The following is a 19,435-nucleotide window of genomic DNA, read 5'->3' as shown; positions in this document are numbered from 1 at the left end:
AAGACTTCCGATGTGACAAGCCGAAGCTACCCTTTCGCCAGCGTTCCCGACTCAGTGTGATTAGTATTGCGATCTCAAGCCAAAAAGGCGGCGTGGGTAAGACTACCCTCTCCATCAATCTCGCCCACGCATTTGCCCGCGTAGGCGTCAGAACCTTGCTCGTGGATGCCGATCCACAAGGCTCGGTAGGACTTTCTCTTACCAGACAATCCCGGCTTCTCACTGGGTTCTACGACTTCCTGGCGGATCCCGGAATTCCATTGGATCGCCTGGTCGTTCCGACCCGCCTCGAAACCTTTTCCCTCGTTGCCAGCGGACAGGCTAGCGACTACGAAGCCGGCGGCGGCATGGGAACCCACCTCGCCCGCGTTCGTGCTTTCATGAGAAATGCCGCCCTGCGTGGATTCGACCTATGCCTGATCGATACCGCAGCGGGTTTGTTCGGCGTTTCCGGAGACATCATTGCATCCAGCGATGCGATTCTCGTTCCCCAGCAAGCGGAACCGCTCGGCATTCGATCCGTGCCCAAACTGTTGGAGGGACTCAATCGACTCCGCGTGATGAACCCTCACCTGACCGTGCTAGGAGTTTGCCTGACCATGGTGCAGAATGATCTGGCAGAAAGTCGCGAAGCGGCCATGGCACTCCGCGAGCTTCTCCCGCAGGAAATGGTATTAAAAACCCAAATCCCACGCGACTCGCTCTTCGTCCGCGCCAGCGCACGCGGCTTGCCCATCGGGGTGCTGGAAGAAGGAGCTGGTGCTCAGATCGTTTTTGATTCACTCCGTGCAGAAATTGAAGGAAAGCTGGACCTTTCCGATGGATACCGCAATTTAAACGGATAAATGGACCCCATCAATCCTTGGCTGGATCGCGAGGAGGTCAGACGGTTGGCAGAGCGGCTGATGATTTCAGTCGCACAGCCCCGGATGACCAAGCCCGATGCTGGCTTCGACCTGGCCTTCGTTGGCTATGAAGCCGAGCAGCCAGCACCATCCCCCCTACCGCCTCAAAGCCCCCCAGAAGCTCCGAATCCAGCTCCGAATCCAGCTCCGCCGACGTCTCCTGCAGTAAGTGCCGAGCCTGCGGCGCCATCTCCTCAGGCAACGCCCGAGCAGCTTCCGCCCGCACCGGAGCCACCTAGGACAGCATTTCAAAACGTCCCCGCTGCAGCTGCGCCGACCATCGACGTTTCATCTCAATTCACCGATTCGGATCTGGAACCCGGAGCGCCTCAAAGCAATGCCCGCGGGCCCTTTCTGGAGCGAATCATTCAATTCCGCTTCTGGCTCAGTGAGCGATTTTCGGCGACCGGGATTTTCATTCTCGACCGCGAAGGATCGGTCATTTTCGACGAAAGCGGACACGGCAAACTGCATTTCCTGGCTCGCAGCCTGGCATTGGCCTCTCGTCGACCCGGCACGCCTGCTGGCAATGTTCACGTAAAGGTCGGTTCCAGCGCGACGCTCGAAGTCATCCCTGTGGAAACGCCCTATGGCTGTCTGGTGCTCGGCGCAGTCGTCCAGGAATCCCTGGACCCGTCTTCGGTTCAGGAAATCATGCATGCTCTGTTAGAAGTCGCCTCTCCACCTGCTTAGCACGGATGGAGAGCACCCAAACCTGATGATCGCCATCTGACAGCGATTCACCTATCGAGTGCGTCGATTCTGCCAGGATATGATCACACTGGAAGAAATGCAGCATCCCACGATGAGCAGCAGGAAGATCACTCCGCAGTAACGCTGGGTCTCAAACCATCCATCGTCCGGGGAGTCGGGATTCGGTTCAACCTTTTCGAACGGGATCGGCTTACTCAGTGCAAGGAAGACGTTTCTCGCCTTTTTGTTCCGGTAGTCATTGCGAAATGTCTCCGCTTCCCGCACCAGCAGATCGATCCGTTCATTGACGAAAAACTCGGAAGTCGGCTTGGCTTTTTCGTCGTCATCATCCGGCCAGACCTTCATGGTTTCCACTTCCACCTTGCTACCGGATTGAGCCAGTTTTCGGATTCTGGAAACCAATTGCGCGGCTTCATCAGGAGTCTTCGCTCCCGATGCCAGCAGGCGGCGTAGCCCTTCTTTCAACAGCTCGAACCTCTCCGCCCGCTCGGGATCGATGATGCCCGTCGTCTTGCGGATTCGATCGATTCTGCGTTGCAGCCGGATCCGCTCGACTTCGAATGGATTCCGCGTTGCCTGCGCAACCACCATCGCCTCGTATGCATACCGCAGAGGCATGATTTTCGCCGGAACTGGCGATCCGCCTCTTTCGCGATTGATCCCGGCATTTTCAAACAGGCCGCGATTCATTTCCCGGTAAGGCACCAGAGCTCCGGCGAGTAACATCTGAGGAACCAGCAATAAGGGAACCGCAGTCAGTGCTGCGCGCTCCGATCGCACCAGAGAAGAAACCACCAATGCCATCGCCGTCCCTCCCCACGCCGTGAAAGTCATCCAGATCCAGTGCTCGAAAAGCATGCCGCGAATCTCAAGAAAGTGATTCCCGACGACGATGTAGATGAAGCTCTGCACGGCGGAAACCAATGCGAGTGCGACAAACTTGGCGAAAATGTACGAAGCAGCTCCGGGCAGAAAATTTCTTTCCCGCCTGAGCAATGGCCGATCCCTTAGAATCTCGGTGGCCGAATTGGTCAAACCAAGGAACATCGCCACGGTCACGCTCAGGAACAAATACGCCGGTAGATGCAGCGCGGTGGAGAAATGATACGGACCTTTCGGCGAGGAACGCAGAGTGATCGCAATCACCGCCGCTAGAATCGGGGCTTCCAGAAAGGTGCTGTAAATGGTTCCCCGATTGCGAATCTTCGACAGCAGCGACCGCAGGAAGTGAGTTGCGAATACCGCGACCACGGCTTTGACGCGCCGGACCGGTTTCGGAGGTAAAGGCAGTCGCCCCTCGGTGCCGGAATCTCCGAGCCGACTGCTGACATCGCCGGGTTGCAGGGATTTCAGCAAGGCCAGGCTTTCAAACCGTTCCTGCCAGAAAGACGAAGGGAATCGTCGGGCACCGCCGGTATTGGCTCCTCCGCCGATCCCGCTCAACGGGGTTTCTAGTACATCGAATACGAAGTCTGCTCCGGGCGGAGTTTTTGAATTCACCGATGGATGGGAAATGGCCAGTTCCTCGCATGCCTCCTGAAAGTAGGTCACCATCGCGCCCGGCGCGCCGAAGTAAGCAAGCTTTCCGCCGCTATCCAACAGCAACACCTTATCGAACAATCTGAGAACCGGCGCGCCGGGCCGGTGCAGGGAAGCGATCACGATTTTCTCCCGGGCCAAGGAGCGCAGGGTCTCGGCGACGTGTTCGGAATCCTTCGACGAAAGTCCGGAGATCGGTTCATCGAACAGGAAAACTTCGGCCCGACTGCTCAATTCCAACCCGAGGTTCAGTCGGCTGCGTTCACCACCGGAGATGGTTTTTTCACCAGGAGCTCCCACCCGGCGACGCGCAATCCGCTGCAACCCCAACTCTGCCAAGGTGGAGTCAACACGACGTTCGTGTTCGGCTGGCGTCAATGCCGGACGCCGGATCGTCACCGCGTGTCGCAGGTGTTCCCGCACCGTGAGTTGGGGATTGAGCGCCTCTTCCTGCGGCATGTAGGCGATGAATGGAACCAACCGCTCGCGGTGTTCATACAACGAGGCACCATTCAATTTCACCTGGCCACGCGAAGGCTCGCGCTGCCCTGATAGAATCGCCAACAACGTGCTTTTGCCACTGCCGCTGGGGCCGATGATGCACATCATTTCACCGCGCTTGACGCTGAAGTTGAGGTGATCGATCGCGTGGGAATCGCTGCCGAAATCATGGATCAGATCCTCCACCTGCAGAGATTCAATCTGGGTGCGCTCCTCATCCAAAAAGCCTTCGCTGAAACGGCATCGCACCGCCTGTGTCCCGGAAAGCCGGATCAATGAACCATCATGCAATGTCACCTGCCCTCTAACCGGAAAGCCGTTCACCAAAACCGGCCCGGCACTTTCCCGAACTTCGAGCAATCCTTTCCCTTTTTGCGGATCGAACCGAATAAACAGCACCACCCGAGGTGCCATTTTGGGGCCCAGCAAAAGATCTCCTGCTGCCAGCGCCGAGGCATCATTGGAGACCAGATATTCCTGACGATCCAGCGCCAGCCTGAAACGGCGACCGGATTGGACAGCACGTCTGCGCAATTCGTTGATGGAAAGATTGAACCCGCTGTCATCGCCCAACTGCTCGTGGTTCAGGCATTGAATCACCTCGCCTCTTTTGAGTTGGCGGTGCGTTCCTATCGTCAAATCTGTATCTCGCAAGGCCTCGACCTCAGCCTGTAACCCGAAGCGGATGCGGATCGCGCTATTCCGTCCACGGGCTCTTTCCGCCGTCACCGCATCATCCGTTTGCTCAAGATAAATCGACGGTGAGTTGCCGGTTCTTTTGACGTTCAGGAAAAAATTCAAATCCTCGTGAGTGAGGGTCCAACCGGGAACCACCAACGGTTGACGCTCGCGCATTCGCAAAAACGCACCGCTCTCCAAGGGCTTGCCGCGCAACCACAAGGCAGCAGCACCGGTATTCCTCACCAGAACCAGATCGCCAGTGCGGTAAACCCGGAATTCCTGACTGCGCGCCGCAGGTGGCAACAGCACATCGGATGACGAAAGATCGGTGCCGAAAACTAGCCGCTCAAATGGCAGCTCCTCATTTTCCGCAACCTCGCCACGCATTTCACGCAAAATGGCGATCCCGTAGTCGGGTCGGCCCAGGCGACGCATGAAAATTTCAAAGCTCGCCCGGCTGCGCTCTGATTTTCCAGCCGCATCCACCAAAGTGAACAATTGCAGGCCGACCGCGAGCTTGGCCGGATCATCCAAAGAATCCTTCAAGGCCGCTGCCAACCCTTGCAAGGGGCGTGGATTTTTCACCGCGCGCTGCAGGCGTGCTGCAAGCCAAGCATGGTCCACCTCCGGAAACGCGCTGCGCAGCATATCCAGGATCAGATCCGCCTCCAACGGCGTGAGCACGTCATCAAGCGTGGCAAAAGTCGCAAACGCATCCACCAACGCGCCCACATGCGCATCCGCCCCAGGACGTAACGCGCGTAGGCGCCCGATTCCCGGCAACGATTGCAGCCAATCCCATTTCCGGGACTTTCGCTTCCGCACCGGTCTTTGCTCCTCCTGAGGTTGAAAATCCACGCAGCATCCTTGGCAGACGGAGCGAATCCTCGCAAGACCCTGCACAAAGCAGCCTGAGATTGCTTAAATTCGGGAAAACGCGTAAAACGATCTGGGGGAACATTGCAAAAAAGGGGTTTCCTTTTGCAACGTGCCGCTTATCCTCCATCATTCCTGCTGTCGCGGAGGCCCTCCCGCTAAGCAGGCATTTCCAGTCCATCATGTCCGAACAACCGAATTCAACGCCGCCGCCTCCCAGCCCGAACCGTGGCCCAGGGGACACGGGCGGATTCAATTGGCGTCTTCTCGTCCTTCTTTCTGTAGGTGCTCTTCTGATCGGCGCAGCTGTTTTCAGCCCGAAAATCAATGGGAATTCCCAGAATTTGAGCTACTCGCAATTCCGCAAGTATTGGGATCAGGATCTCGTGATCACCTCAAACCCGAAGGATTACCCATTTAAAGTGGTGACCTCGGATAGCTCGATAGACGCCACCATCAGCGGCTTCCTTCAACCCGAAATGGTCCCTGAAGGCGGTAAATTGAAGACCGAGCCGAAAGATTTTAAAGTCCGGTTCAACCTCAGCCTTCAGCAGGATGCCGTGCGCGACATTCTCGGTGACAATTTCACCACACGCCAAGTCACTGAAGCTGAACTTCCAGTGGAAAGCGATCTGGAGCAGCTCACGCTCGCAGAATTCCGCAAATACGTTGCTGCTGGTGAAGTCGATACCACGAATGCGGACAATCCGCTGAGTATCCTACTCGTTCCGAATTCGTCCGAAGCACTGATCGTTGGCACCCGCCAAGCGCCTACCAACCTTGTCCCTAAGAAAACCGAGGACGGCAAAGCGGTGGGTCCAAGACCATTCCAAGTCGTCGCATCTATCGCGATTCTTGGTGATGACTTGCGCAAACTTCTCGTCAAGGAGGACGCGAGCTACATCCGCACCAACGATTGGCTCAAGGGTGCGATCTTTACCTTCCTGCCCTTCCTTCTGATCATTCTGCTGCTGTTCTTCCTGTTCCGTCAGCAAATGAAATCCGCTGGCCGCGGTGCGATGTCCTTTGGAAAATCCAAGGCACGCCTTCTGACGATGGATCGCAACAAGGTGACGTTCAAAGACGTCGCCGGCATTCAGGAAGCGAAAGAAGAACTGTTCGAAATCGTCGATTTCCTGCGTGACCCACGCAAGTTCCAGAAACTCGGCGGCTCGATTCCAAAAGGCGTGCTGATGGTTGGCTCCCCGGGAACCGGCAAAACCTTGCTGGCCCGCGCGATCGCTGGCGAAGCGGACGTTCCTTTCTTCTCCATCTCTGGTTCTGACTTCGTCGAAATGTTCGTCGGCGTCGGAGCATCGCGGGTTCGCGACATGTTCGAGCAAGGCAAAAAACATGCTCCCTGCCTGATCTTCATCGATGAGATCGACGCAGTCGGTCGTCACCGCGGACACGGCATGGGCGGTGGCCACGATGAACGTGAGCAAACCCTCAACCAATTGCTGGTGGAGATGGACGGTTTCGACACCCAGGAAGGTGTGATCATCATCGCCGCCACCAACCGTCCAGATGTTCTCGATCCAGCATTGCTCCGCCCCGGCCGTTTCGACCGCCAAGTGACGGTTTCCCTTCCAGATGTGAACGGCCGCGAAGAAATCCTTCGTGTTCACGTGAAGAAGATCAAACTCGCAGCTGGTGTGGATCTCGCCGTAATCGCCCGCGGAACCCCAGGATTCTCCGGTGCCGAGCTGGCCAACCTGATCAACGAGTCCGCCCTGCTTGCCGCCCGCAAAGGACTCTCCGCCGTGACACTCGCTGAAATGGAGGAGGCACGGGATAAAGTCCGTTGGGGTCGTGAGCGCCGCTCGCTTGCCATGTCCGATAAGGAAAAGATCGGCACCGCCTGGCACGAAGCCGGTCACGCGCTCCTCAATATTGTTCTGCCTCACACGCACCCGCTTCACAAAGTCACCATCATCCCACGGGGTCCGTATCTCGGTGCCACGATGTATCTTCCAGATGGCGACAAGTATTCGACTCAGAAGAAAGAAGCACTCGCCAACCTGGTCGTGACCATGGGTGGACGCATCGCCGAAGCTTTCCACAGCGACGATGTGTCGAACGGCGCATCCGGCGATATCCGCCAAGCCACCTCCCTAGCGCGGAACATGGTTTGCGAATGGGGCATGAGCGACGCCCTCGGCATGATCGAATATGGCGAAGGCGAATCCCCGGTTTTCCTCGCCCGCGATGTATCACGTGGCCGCAATTACTCCGAAGAAACCGCCCGGATCATCGATTCCGAAATCAAGCGCTTCATCGACGAGGCTTATCAGAAAGCGGAAGAAATCCTGAACAAGTATCGCGACAAGGTTGAGCTGATCGCCAATGCCCTGCTCGAATACGAGACTCTGGATGCGAAGCATCTGCAGGACTTGATCGAGTTCGGCGAAATGCGGAATCCACCAAGCGCACCAACTCCACCACCGGTGCCGGATGAGTTTCGCAAAAAGCCTGCGAGCAAACCAACCGGGGAAGACCGTCCCGATGACGGCCCGCTGCCAGGTGTTGTTGGCGCCCCAGCCTGATTCAAATTCAAGCCTTTGAATGATTCAAAACCGTCCTGTGATCCACAGGGCGGTTTTTTTGCGTTCGAAATCCTCGATTACTCCACAACCGGAAGATTGGCTTTTTTAGAAAGTTTCCGGCCACGGTATCGGTAACTTAGCGAAAACTTATCCAAATTAGAATTATCTGCTCACTCATATGAAATTCTCTCCCTCTGTCCTCAAGCATGCCTGCAGCGTTGCGCTGGCAATCTCCTTCGCCAGCACGTCCATCTATGCGGACACCGTAAGTGAAAGCGACACCCATGAAATCATCGCGAATCTAACGGATCGCCTGGTGGATGCCTACCCGTTCCCGGAAATTTCAGCCAAATATCAAGCGGGTCTCCTTGAGAACGAAAAAGCAGGGAAATACAAGGATCTCTCGGATCAAGATCTCGCCAAGCAACTCACGGAGGATCTGCGGACGATCCACAAGGACGTGCACTTGAACGTGATTTTCCGGAAGCCAGCGCCGGATCAAAATGGCGATGATCAAGGCCGCCAACGTCGGCCCCGCGGTAACAACGGTCGTGGCCAAGGGCGCGCACGCAGCAACTTCGGATTCAACAGCGTGGACCTCGATTCTCAAAAATCCACGGCCTACCTCGACATCCCAGGTCCTTTCATGGCGAGCGATGAGGCTTTCGAGGCCGCAGGCGCCGCGATGACCCTTTCCGCACATAGCAAGTATGTGATCCTTGATATCCGTCACAATCCAGGCGGCACCGGACAGATGGGGCGCTTCATCGCTTCCTACTTCTTTCAAACCGGGCAGGAGCAATTTTACCTCAACGGATTCCACAAGGACCGCTCGATGGACGATCAGGAGTGGACTTATTCTTACGTCCCTGGCCGGAGAAATCCAGACGCCAAGGTTTACATCCTGATTGGCCCCGGCACGGGTTCCGCATCGGAAGGTTTTGCCTACGCGATGCAAAAAATGGGCCGGGCGACGATTGTCGGTAAACCAAGTGCCGGTGCCGGCATCGCGGGTTCGTTTATTCCGCTGAAAAATGGAAGCGGATTTTCCGCATTCATCCCGGTGAAAATGGTGGTAGGCCCACGCACACTGGAAGGATGGGAAGGCACGGGAGTGATTCCCGATGTCGATTCCGGTGACAAAAACGCACTGGATGTCGCCCGCGAACTGATCGACGAGGATTTGAAGAAGAATTGATCCTGATGCCGTGATCATGCAGGGAGTCCATCGCCCGATGGCGTCTTGGACTCCCCTTCTGCCTCACTCCACGGTGACACTTTTCGCAAGATTGCGCGGCTGATCGATCTCGCAGCCGCGGATTCTTGCAACGTGATAGGCGAACAACTGCAGCGCCACTACGGCAGGTACCGTAGAAACCAATGGGTGGGTTTTTGGCACCATGATGTAATCGTCCATAAACTCCGCTGCTTCATCGTCGCCCTCGGTGATGATACCCAGGATTCTCGCACCGCGAGCGCGACATTCTTCGATATTCCCCAAGGTTTTGTCCTTTCCCGGAATATCCAACGCAAGCCCGATTACCGGAGTTCCTTCCTGCAGCAAGGCAATCGGCCCGTGCTTCAGCTCTGCCGCGTGGTATCCCTCCGCGTGGATGTACGAGATCTCCTTGAGTTTGAGCGCCCCTTCCAAGGCCACTGGATACATGGGACCACGACCGATGAAAAACGCATGCTCGTTTTGGGCATATCCTTCCGCAATTCTGGAAATCCGTTCGCTTTGGGCAACGACCCGGCTGACGAGCGTGGGAATGGACTCGATATCGCGCGCAAAACGAATTCCCTCATCCCGCGAAAGCCTGCGACCTCGGCCCAGTTTGAGCGCCATCATCAAGAGCACCGCCACTTGCGAGGTGAATGCCTTGGTCGACGCCACCGATATTTCAGGTCCGGCATGCAGGTAAACCCCGCGCCCGGTTTCGCGAGCAATCGTCGATCCGACCACGTTGCAAAGACTCATCACGAAAGCGCCTTTTTGCTTCGCTTCGCGAACTGCCGCCAAGGTGTCTGCCGTTTCTCCGGATTGCGAAATCGCCACTACAAAATCCCGACTGCCAAGCAGTGGATTCCGATAGCGGAATTCAGCCGCCTGCTCGACTTCGGCATGCACGTCCGCAAGATCTTCAAATGCATACTCACCGACCAATCCAGCGTGCAGCGAAGTTCCGCAACCTACGAGAACCACCCGAGACAACTCGGCGAGCTCGCGCGGTGAAGTTCCCATGCCAGCCAGGACAGAGGATCCGATGTCATGATCAAGCCGACCCCGGATCGCATTGGCCAGCGAGTCCGGTTGCTCGTGGATTTCCTTGAGCATGAAATGATCGAAACCACCCTTTTCGGCAGCGGCCGCATCCAAGCTCAACTCGGCGATTTCACGCGTGACCGGAACGTTATTGAGATCGCGAATCTCGACCGATTCGCCCGTGACGATCGCGATGTCATTGTCATCCAAATAAATGACTCGCTGGGTGTGAGCCACAATCGCAGCGGCATCGGATGCGATGATGGTTTCGCCATCACCAACGCCAATCACGATCGGACTTCCACGGCGCGCGGTGATGATCCGGTCCGGCTCACGCGCCGAAAGAACGGCGATCCCGAATGTCCCTTCCACCTGGTGCAGGGCATCGCAGATCGCCTGGAACAGATCACCCTTATCGCAGTCGCCGATCAAATGCACCAGCACCTCAGTGTCGGTTTCGGAGTAGAAATGATGACCTTTTCCCTCCAGCCGCGAGCGCAAGGCACGATAGTTTTCGATGATGCCATTGTGGACCAATGCAATGTCGCCGGATTGATCCAGATGCGGGTGAGCATTGACTTCCGTGGGCGGGCCGTGGGTTGCCCATCGGGTGTGGGCGATGCCGATCGCAGATTGGCGGCATAGCTCGGGTGTCCAGTCGTGACGGGTTTTCTCCTTCAGGTTCATCACCTTGCCCGGTGATTTCGCGACCCGCACCTGATCGTGATCCAGGATCGCCAAACCCGCAGAGTCATAGCCTCGATATTCAAGCCGCTTCAGCCCGTTGATGAGAACGGACGGAGCGTCCGCTTTTCCGATGTATCCAACGATTCCGCACATAAATTGGTTAATGAAAAAATGATCTGACGTCGTGTTTCACCACTTCCCCTGGAAGCGTGCTGGTGGCCGGCCAGAATTTTCGCCCGGGATAAACGGATGTGTTGATTCCGGTGTGGACGTTGTCGCCAACAATCGTGCCGAATTTTCTCCGCCCTGTGTCGATGAGTTTTCCATCGACCATCGAGCGATGATTTTGCCCATCATGGCGCAGATTCGATACCGTCGTCCCGGCTCCAAAATTCACCCGGTGTCCCAACACCGAATCGCCGACGTACGATAAATGCCCGACATTGGTTTGGGATAGAATCAGGCAGTTCTTGATCTCCACCGATTGCCCGATGTGGCACTTATCGCCAATGCTGGTATTGCCGCGGATGTAACAGTTTGGACCGATTTTGCAGTTCTTCCCAATCACGACATTTCCCTCGATAAAAACGCCAGGCAGAATTCGCGTGCCTTCGCCAATCACGGCAACTCCTTCAATGACTGCAGATGGATGAACCTCACCCGCAATGGATGGCTCTCCATGCTGACCGATGAAGTGCTCGTTGGCCTTGAGTAAATCCCACGGAAATTGGATGACGAACGACTCGGCAGCCAGCATCACCGAACTGAGATCGGGTTTTTCTCCACACCACGCTACCGGATTTCCCTGGTCATCGATCAAGGTTGTCCGGTGCGATTCTGCAAGCTGGCGCAAATCGGAAACTTCCAACCAGGCATGCGGATCATGTCGCAAATCCACTTTGATTCCTGATTGTTGCAACACCATCGCTTGGTGATCCCGCAGCGGAATGTTCGCGATCGGAAAATCGGCAATTTCCCGGTCCAGTGATAATGGTTCGCAGCTCATGAATCTCCTGTTCTAACAACTAACAGTTCAACCGATTTCCTTGGCGATGACTTCGCAGAAACGTTCGATCCAATGTTCCACCTCGGCCGCATCCTGATGCTCAATCAAGACACGGATTTTATTCTCCGTGCCTGAGTAGCGGATCAGGTGACGACCCCGATTACCGAATGCCTCATCGGCCTCGCGCATCAATTGATTCAAGCCAGTCAGTGATTCCATCGGCGGCTTCGATTTCACCGGTAAATTTTTCAACTGGCTGGGGTACTCATTCATCACCGTCGAGAGACGAGCGAGCGTCGCCTTGCGGTCCTTCATCAATCGCAGGATTTGCAAAGCGCTCAGGATGCCGTCGCCTGTTGTCGAGTAGTCAGCAAAGATCAAATGTCCGGAGTTTTCTCCGCCGAAGGCATGGCCGCCTTTGCGAATCCGCTCGATCACGCTGCGATCCCCCACCGGAGTGGTTTCCACCGCGATGCCGTTTTCACGCATTGCCTCGATCAAACCAAGATTGCTCATCACCGTTGCGACTACGGTATCGTTGCGCAGCTTGCCACGATCTTTCATACCGAGGGCACACAGCGCCAAAACACGATCCCCACTGACCACGTGGCCATTCGCATCGGTGAAAATCACGCGATCGGCATCGCCATCAAATGACACGCCGAGATCGGCGTTGTGCTCCCGCACCAAAGCTCCCGCCGTTTCAGGATGGAGCGCGCCATAACCTGCATTGATATTCAAACCATCCGGTTCGACTCCGGTCGCCACCACCTCCGCGCCAAGTTCGCCAAAAATCAAGGGAGCGATCGAATACGCAGCGCCGTGACCGCAATCGACGACCACTTTGTATCCAGCGAGTGAAATATTGTCCGCCGTTTGCTTCACGAACTCAATGTAACGACCGCGCGCATCGTCGATCCGCTTGGCCTTGCCAATGCGTCCTGGTGGCAGCGGGGCCACCTCGGTGTCCTTGCCGAGAATGTAACTTTCGATCGCCAACTCCAGCTCATCGGAAAGCTTGTAGCCATCCGGGCCGAAGATTTTCATCCCATTGTCCTCATACGGATTGTGGGAAGCGGTGAGCATGATGCCGGCGACGGCGCCCATCGATTTGGTCAAATGAGCAACAGCTGGAGTCGGCAAAGGTCCTACCAAAAGCACATCCATGCCCATCGAAACCAGGCCACTGGTGAGAGCCGTTTCCAGCATGTAGCCGGAAATGCGAGTATCCTTGCCGACCAAAACACGGTTCCGGTTTGGTTCCGATGAACGCAGCACCCGCGCCACCGCTTTTCCAAGCCGTAGCGCCACTTCCGCAGTGATCGGGAATTCATTTACCCGTCCCCGAATCCCATCCGTACCAAATAGTTTCATAAATCCGTGAAGGCGGATTCTCCCATATCAGAGCCTTCCGACAAGACAAACCACCACGTATTTGGTGGCCTAGGTGGGTTCCTGATGCTTCGAAAAAGACTTCGAATCCAGCTCGAAGTCATTCTTTGGAAGCCGACAGTGAAAATGGCCGATCGCTCTTTGCGACACCACGCTGCTTGTTCGGGGTTGGCCCCATTTCCAACTCAAGAACCCCACCCTTCATCAGATCGGCGTAGCGGATGAAATTCTTGGTCCAGGTCTCGCCATTCAATTTCGCGGACTGGATGTAGACGTTTTGCGGCGAGTTGTTCTTGGCATGAACGGTGAATGTTTTGCCGTCTTCCAGGGTGATGGTTGCCTTTTCAAATGCCGGGCTGCCGATCACATACTGATCCGTCCCGGGACAAACGGCGTAAAAACCGAGCGCGCTGAGAACATACCATGAAGAGGTTTGGCCCTGGTCTTCATCACCCGGATAGCCATTTTCAGTCGCGTTGTAGAGCTTTGCCATCACTTCGCGGACATGCTGCTGGGTTTTCCACGGTTGGCCGGCGTAGTCATAGAGGTAGGTCATGTGCTGGATCGGCTGGTTGCCATGCGCATACTGGCCCATATTCGCCATTTTCATCTCCGTCATCTCATGGATCGGCCCTCCATAAGTTCCGACCTTGAACTCGTTGGTTGCGGTGAAAACGCCATCGAGTTTTTGCACAAACTTCTCATCACCACCTAACAACTCGATCAATCCATCCACATCATGGAACACGGACCACACCCAGTGCCAGGCGCAACCTTCCGTGAACGGACCGCCCCATTCGGTGGGATCAAAATTATCATTCCACTTTCCATCCGCATCGCGCCCGCGCATGAATTCGGTTTCAGGATCAAATACATTTTTGAAGTTATACATCGACTTCGCAAAGAACTCAGCCTGTTCGATTTGGCCGCTCATCTCAGCAAGATGATAACCGCAGAAATCATCATAAGCATATTCCAATGTCTTCGCGGTCGCCTCACGCACCTCGGGGTAAGGAACATATCCCAAACTGTCATAATACTTCCCGCCATCGCGTCCATTCGATGGCCCCCATGGACCTTTTTGGGTGGCTTCGTGATGATAGGCTTCAAGCGCTTTTTTCGGATCGAAGGTATGAATCCCTTTCGCCCATGCATCGGCCAACAATGAAATCGCGTGATTGCCGATCATACCACCACGCTCACTTGGAAACGACCAGGAAGGCAGCCAGCCACATTGATCATACGCATCTAACAAGGCATGGACATACTCGCCCTGCATCGTCGGATGCATGACAATCGATAATGGAAATTGCGCGCGGAATGTATCCCAGAAGCCGGTATCGGTGAACATTTTACCATCGTGCAATTTCCCGTCATAAGGGCTGCGGTAATAGGCTTTTCCTTCCGCATTGATTTCATAAAATTTGCGCGAGAATAAACTCGCACGGAAGAAGCAGGAATAGAACGTCGCAAGATCATCCTCAGAACCGCCTTCCATTTTGATGCGCGAAAGATGATCGTTCCAAATCTTCTTCGCTGCCGCACTTGCCTCATCGACTGACTGAAAGGCACCCAGCTCTTGCTTCAGGGTTCGTTCCGCTTGCTCCGAATCGACATAGGATGATGCCACCTTTGCCTGAACCACAACTCCCGGTTCGAATGTTACAAAAGCACCGACGCCTTTCCCATCGGCCTCCAATTGATCCTTTTGAATCGTGTTGTTCTGATTTTCCCATGTCCCCCAGGAACTGAACGGCTGATCGAACACGATGACAAAGTTGCTGAACACATCATCCCGCAACCCTCTGCCGTTGTTCACCCGGCCGATGATTTTGTGTTCTTCCGGTAAAATCTTTACCGCGCTGAATTTGGTATACCCGTCCAGAATCACATGCGCCGGGCTGTCTTTGGGAAAGCGGAAACGAAGGTAGGCACCACGCTCGGTGGGAGCGATTTCAGCGCGGATGCCGTTTTCCAAATCGACCTGATAATGATAAGGGTGCGCTTCTTCGTGATCGTGACTGAACTTCGCCTGCCGGTCATTTTCGCCCACCACCAACGGCCCGGTAACGGGCATCAGTGAAAACACCGCATAATCGTTGGTCCATGAGCTGCACTGATGCGCTTGCTGGAAACCGCGGATGGTATCCTTCTCATACTGGTATTTCCAGCCATTGCCATTTTCACCGGTCTGCGGAGTCCAGGTATTCATCCCGAACGGCAAAGCCGTGGTGGGATACGTGTTACCGCGGGTGAGCTCGTATTTCGAATTCGTCCCCTGAAGGGTGTTTACGTATTCCGCTGGTTGTTTTTCTGCAGCCAGGGCCGGAATGCAGAAGAGGAATGCCAACAAAGGGCCTGTCAGTTTCGGATAGAGCGGGAACTTTTTCACGGGAGCCAAGCAATGAGTTACCAGGCAACTCAATGAAAGGTGATCCGCTGGCGCAACGATTTTCCCCAGCTGCGCATGGGCATGATAAGAGATCAGGCACCCAGCACCGCACGCCGGATCCGGCCGGGAGATTTTTTAAGGAATCGACGAGTGAGTGTTTCGAACTCTTCCGACAAGTCGGTCAAATGAAGTTCCAGTTTCCCTTCGCGATCGCCATCCGCCAAGAGATCAAGACGGGTCAGTTCATGCTTCAAATGCTCGGCGCAGGTGGTTGCGGAATCAACCAATCGGACATCCGGCGGTAGCAGGTCTTTCAGCACCGGAATCAAAATCGGATAGTGCGTGCAGGCAAGCATCAGGGTATCAATGCCTTTATCCACCAAGGGATCGAGATAGGCTTTCAAAACCTGCCGGGTTGCCGGGTGTTCGATCCAGTTTTCTTCTACCAAGGGAACCAGCAGCGGTGCTGCTTGACCGTGGATGATAAGCCCGGTGCGACGCAGCGCCAATGCGTGCTGGTAGGCGTGTGAGCGGATCGTCCCACGGGTCGCGATGATTCCAACCCGCTCCGTCGCGGGATCGGCAAGCGCAGCGGTGACTCCCGGCTCAATGACACCCAAAATCGGCGTCCGATACTTTTCCCGCAGCTGGGGTAAGGCATGGGCGGTGGCAGTGTTGCAGGCGACGACGATCGCTTTCACCCCTTTTGCGATGAGGAACCGGACATCCTCATCCGCGAATTGGCGGATGGTCTCCGGGCTTTTGGATCCGTACGGCAAACGAGCGGTATCTCCCAGATAAAGAACATCTTCCGCAGGAAGAAGCTCCTGGACCGCTTTCACCACGGTCAACCCGCCGACACCCGAATCGAAAATACCTAGAGGCGCTGAATTCACTGCGGCAAGCATGCCAATCCCCCGCTGGTCCGCAAGTGGCAACCGATCGAAAAAACATCCCTACTTTGCCCTTTTCCCCGGAGGTTCGCAGGCGTAGCCTCCCGCCGACATGAGCACCTGCGGACCGAAAATGAAGATGGATCCAACCCTGCACCGGGACAAGAAACCGTCCTGGATCAAGGTCCGGCTTCCAAACAATCCGGCATTCTGGTCGACCAAATCCCTGATCACGGACCTCAAACTGGTAACGGTTTGCGAAGAGGCGCAGTGCCCGAACCGTTGGGAATGTTGGGGCCAAGGAACCGCGACATTCATGATCGCCGGCGACAAGTGCACCCGCGCCTGCGGATTCTGCGCGGTCAAAACCGCCCGTCCGGACGCGCTCGAAAGCGATGAGCCGGATCGCGTCGCGGAAGCAACCCGTCGCATGAACCTCCGCCACGTGGTTATCACCGCTGTGGCGCGTGATGACATGAAAGACGGCGGCGCTGAGCATTTCCAAAAAACGATCGAAGCTGTCCGCGCGGCCAATCCCGGCATCATCATCGAAGTCCTGGTCCCTGATTTCAACGATCGCGACTGGGCCCTGTCGATGGTCATGGATGCCCGGCCGCACATCTTCAACCACAACCTGGAAACCGTGGAGCGGCTGACTCCACTGGTCCGGTCACGAGCCAAATACCAGCGTTCCCTCACGGTTCTGAAAAAAGCGAAAGCCATGGCGAATGGCAACGTGTCGACCAAAAGCGGCATGATGCTGGGTCTTGGCGAGCGCCACGATGAGATTCTCCGCAGCATGGATGATCTGTTAGAGCACGATGTGACGGTCCTGACCCTCGGCCAGTATCTCCGTCCGACGCCAAAGCATTTGCCGGTAGTCGACTACGTCACACCGGAAAAATTCGATGAATACAAAGCCATCGCGCTGGAGAAAGGCTTCCGTCACGTTGCCAGCGGTCCTCTGGTCCGGAGTTCCTATCACGCTGCGGATTTTCGTCCGGAGCTCGATGTGCTTGAGGCGATCGAGAGCGATCTGCGTGCTGCCAAAGGACTGGAAATCGGCCCTGAGCACCTGCAAATCCCAGCGCCAAAAGACGGCATGATCCAAGCGATCGCCTGACGCCATGTCACACTGGTTGATCAAATCCGAGCCCGACGTCTTTTCCATCACAGATCTGGAAAAGGTTGGGCGCGAGCCATGGAATGGCGTTCGCAACTACCAGGCCCGCAACTACATGTGGAAGGACATGAAGCCGGGCGATCTCGCGCTTTTTTACCATTCCAACGCGAAGCCTCCGGGAGTTGCCGGGGTTGCGAAAGTCGCCAGTGAAGCGTACCCGGACCCCTCTCAGTTCGACGAGAAAAGCGAATACTTCGATCCCAAAGCCACGCAGGAAAAACCCCGCTGGTGGCTGGTCGACTTCGAATACGTCGGCGCCTTCAAAGAACTGCTGCCGCTCGATAGCCTGAAAAATGATGAAGTTTTGCAGGAAATGATCGTCTGCCAGCGCGGCTCGCGGTTGTCCATCACCCCAGTTGAGAAGGTGCATTTCACCCGGGTTTGCAAACTCGCGGGCTGGAAGCCGTAGGCTGGTCTTATTTTTGCGGAGGATTCCTCTGCCAGCGAGGATTCCATCTGGGATTCGAGACAAAAAACCGGTATGATGTCGCTTTGCCTATGGAACCACCTCCCGATATGGCAAGTTTACAGACCCCGGAAAAATCACCGGCCGCCAATGCCTGGCGAGCCTGGCTGGAAGAGAACGGTCCAAAGTTATTCCTGTTCGCGCGCCAGCAAACTCGTTCCACCGAGGATGCTCAGGATGTCCTGCAGGATGCTTTGGTGAAACTTGTCGAAAAACTCCGCAGCGGAGAATTCGTCGGGGGCCAGGAATCCTGGATGCCCTATCTTTACACCAGCATTCGGCGCCTCGCGATTGATCTGAGCCGCAAGGATGATCGTCGCAAGCGGCGTGAAGACAATGTCAGCGCCGATCAGGAAGCTGAGCAACGCGACGCCTTTCATCCTTGGTTCGAAAGTGATGCTTCCGACGACGAAACCCGTTCCCAACTCGAAGAAAGTCTAAAGGACTTACCTGCCAAATTTTCCGAGGTCATCGTTCTCAAAATCTGGGGTGAAAAGACCTTCGCAGAAATTGGCGAAACTTTACAAATTTCTCAAAACACCGCCGCATCCCGGTATCGCTATGGCCTTGAAGCGCTGAAAAAGCAGCTCGGCGGAGCCCGCCGCCGCGGTGATCTATCCATCTGATTTCCCCTTTCCCATGTCATTGCAATCCGATACTCCTGATCCCAAAGAACTCGAATCCCTGCTCCGGCAGCTTTCGCCAAAAGCATTGGACCTGGATTTACTGGACCGTCTCGAACAAGCAGCTGATGGCTCGTTAGAGTCGCTCAGTCTTGAGGAAATGCAGTTCGAGGCCAGCCTTCGCCGGGTAAAACCCTCAGCATTGCCTGAGAATTTCTTCAACTGCCTGGAACAGCAACTTTCCAGTACCCCATTTCCCGTTAACAAGAAAATTCTACTTTTCCCGAAAGCCGCCCCCGAAGCTGTCAAACCCGCGCGTTTTTCCCGCTCCATGTGGTCTGCCGCCGCAGCGGTCGCCATCCTTGGTGCTTCTGCCGCGCTTTTGCTGCCGAACCGGTCAGCATCGGTCTCCCCCATCCAGCAGGCTTCCAATCATTTGCCAGCCTCAGTCCCCGCCCCACTGGCAGATCGGGTTTCGCCGACGAATGCCAGCCTCGTTCCTGCAGGATTTGAGCGTGGACTGAACAGCACACGGGACGAAGGCATTTATTGGGACTCAAGTAATACGCCACATCGTGTATTGCGCGTCGAATATATGGATCATTACATCATGAAATCCAAAGACGGCAAAACTTACACCACCAACTTGCCCCGCACTCAATATATCTTAGTTCCGGAAAAAGTAGACTAATTAGAATTCATATCAGGAAACAAAATCGCAACTCCATCACGCTTATAGTTTGTAAACAATCAAGCTTATGAAAGAAA

At 55.5% G+C, this 19,435-nt stretch carries 14 protein-coding genes; 8 read left to right on the top strand and 6 right to left on the bottom strand.

Translation table 11 applies throughout. The features are described from left to right. The first annotated feature begins 56 nt into the window (after nucleotides 1-56). Nucleotides 57-845: a ParA family protein gene (locus JIN85_RS04830; protein WP_200268160.1), complete on the top strand. Its 789-nt coding sequence runs from the start codon at nucleotides 57-59 to the stop codon at nucleotides 843-845. After that, on the top strand, nucleotides 846-1,598 hold the full coding sequence (locus tag JIN85_RS04825; RefSeq protein ID WP_200268159.1) for a hypothetical protein: 753 nt from the start codon (nucleotides 846-848) through the stop codon (nucleotides 1,596-1,598). A 51-nt stretch (nucleotides 1,599-1,649) separates the two neighbouring features. Here JIN85_RS04825 and JIN85_RS21245 read toward each other — a convergent pair whose 3' ends face one another. Continuing rightward, on the bottom strand, nucleotides 1,650-5,198 hold the full coding sequence (locus JIN85_RS21245; RefSeq protein WP_200268157.1) for an ATP-binding cassette domain-containing protein: 3,549 nt from the start codon (nucleotides 5,196-5,198) through the stop codon (nucleotides 1,650-1,652). A 200-nt stretch (nucleotides 5,199-5,398) separates the two neighbouring features. On the opposite strand from JIN85_RS21245, the gene ftsH reads away from it, so the two are divergent. Together ftsH and JIN85_RS04810 are read left to right on the top strand one after the other, a co-directional pair. Next, entirely contained in the window at nucleotides 5,399-7,762 is a 2,364-nt protein-coding gene (gene ftsH, locus JIN85_RS04815; RefSeq protein WP_325108311.1) for an ATP-dependent zinc metalloprotease FtsH, read from the top strand. Between the two features lie 178 nt (nucleotides 7,763-7,940). Continuing rightward, nucleotides 7,941-8,960: a S41 family peptidase gene (locus JIN85_RS04810; RefSeq protein WP_200268155.1), complete on the top strand. Its 1,020-nt coding sequence runs from the start codon at nucleotides 7,941-7,943 to the stop codon at nucleotides 8,958-8,960. A gap of 63 nt (nucleotides 8,961-9,023) precedes the next feature. Here JIN85_RS04810 and glmS read toward each other — a convergent pair whose 3' ends face one another. The 5 genes from glmS to murI form a co-directional block, all read right to left on the bottom strand. Beyond that, on the bottom strand, nucleotides 9,024-10,865 hold the full coding sequence (glmS, locus tag JIN85_RS04805; protein ID WP_200268153.1) for a glutamine--fructose-6-phosphate transaminase (isomerizing): 1,842 nt from the start codon (nucleotides 10,863-10,865) through the stop codon (nucleotides 9,024-9,026). Nucleotides 10,866-10,872: 7 nt separating this feature from the next. Then, nucleotides 10,873-11,718, bottom strand: coding sequence for a hypothetical protein (locus JIN85_RS04800; RefSeq protein WP_200268151.1), 846 nt, complete (start codon nucleotides 11,716-11,718; stop codon nucleotides 10,873-10,875). A 27-nt stretch (nucleotides 11,719-11,745) separates the two neighbouring features. Next, nucleotides 11,746-13,092: a phosphoglucosamine mutase gene (gene glmM / locus JIN85_RS04795; protein ID WP_200268149.1), complete on the bottom strand. Its 1,347-nt coding sequence runs from the start codon at nucleotides 13,090-13,092 to the stop codon at nucleotides 11,746-11,748. 118 nt (nucleotides 13,093-13,210) lie between these two features. Then, entirely contained in the window at nucleotides 13,211-15,475 is a 2,265-nt protein-coding gene (locus JIN85_RS04790; RefSeq protein WP_425494626.1) for a GH92 family glycosyl hydrolase, read from the bottom strand. A gap of 119 nt (nucleotides 15,476-15,594) precedes the next feature. Further along, nucleotides 15,595-16,398 carry a glutamate racemase gene (gene murI, locus JIN85_RS04785; protein WP_325108306.1) on the bottom strand — a complete coding sequence of 268 codons (804 nt, stop codon included), beginning with the start codon at nucleotides 16,396-16,398 and terminating at the stop codon, nucleotides 15,595-15,597. A 130-nt stretch (nucleotides 16,399-16,528) separates the two neighbouring features. On the opposite strand from murI, the gene lipA reads away from it, so the two are divergent. From lipA to JIN85_RS04765, 4 genes are all read left to right on the top strand, one after another. Then, complete coding sequence (lipA, locus tag JIN85_RS04780; protein WP_267906611.1) at nucleotides 16,529-17,518, top strand: lipoyl synthase; 990 nt, start codon at nucleotides 16,529-16,531, stop codon at nucleotides 17,516-17,518. A gap of 4 nt (nucleotides 17,519-17,522) precedes the next feature. Beyond that, nucleotides 17,523-17,987 (top strand): EVE domain-containing protein, encoded by a 465-nt coding sequence (locus JIN85_RS04775; protein WP_200268141.1) that lies wholly within the window; start codon nucleotides 17,523-17,525, stop codon nucleotides 17,985-17,987. Between the two features lie 107 nt (nucleotides 17,988-18,094). Beyond that, a complete protein-coding gene (locus JIN85_RS04770) occupies nucleotides 18,095-18,670 on the top strand; it encodes an RNA polymerase sigma factor (RefSeq protein ID WP_200268139.1) in 576 nt (191 codons plus the stop codon). 13 nt (nucleotides 18,671-18,683) lie between these two features. Beyond that, complete coding sequence (locus JIN85_RS04765) at nucleotides 18,684-19,358, top strand: hypothetical protein (RefSeq protein ID WP_200268137.1); 675 nt, start codon at nucleotides 18,684-18,686, stop codon at nucleotides 19,356-19,358. Nucleotides 19,359-19,435 lie beyond the last annotated feature (77 nt).

Origin of the sequence: Luteolibacter pohnpeiensis, assembly GCF_016595435.1 — a bacterium.
GTDB classification, from domain to species: domain Bacteria; phylum Verrucomicrobiota; class Verrucomicrobiia; order Verrucomicrobiales; family Akkermansiaceae; genus Luteolibacter; species Luteolibacter pohnpeiensis.
The sequence above is the reverse complement of the archived record's forward strand: the minus strand, read 5'-3'. Positions and strand labels throughout refer to the sequence as shown.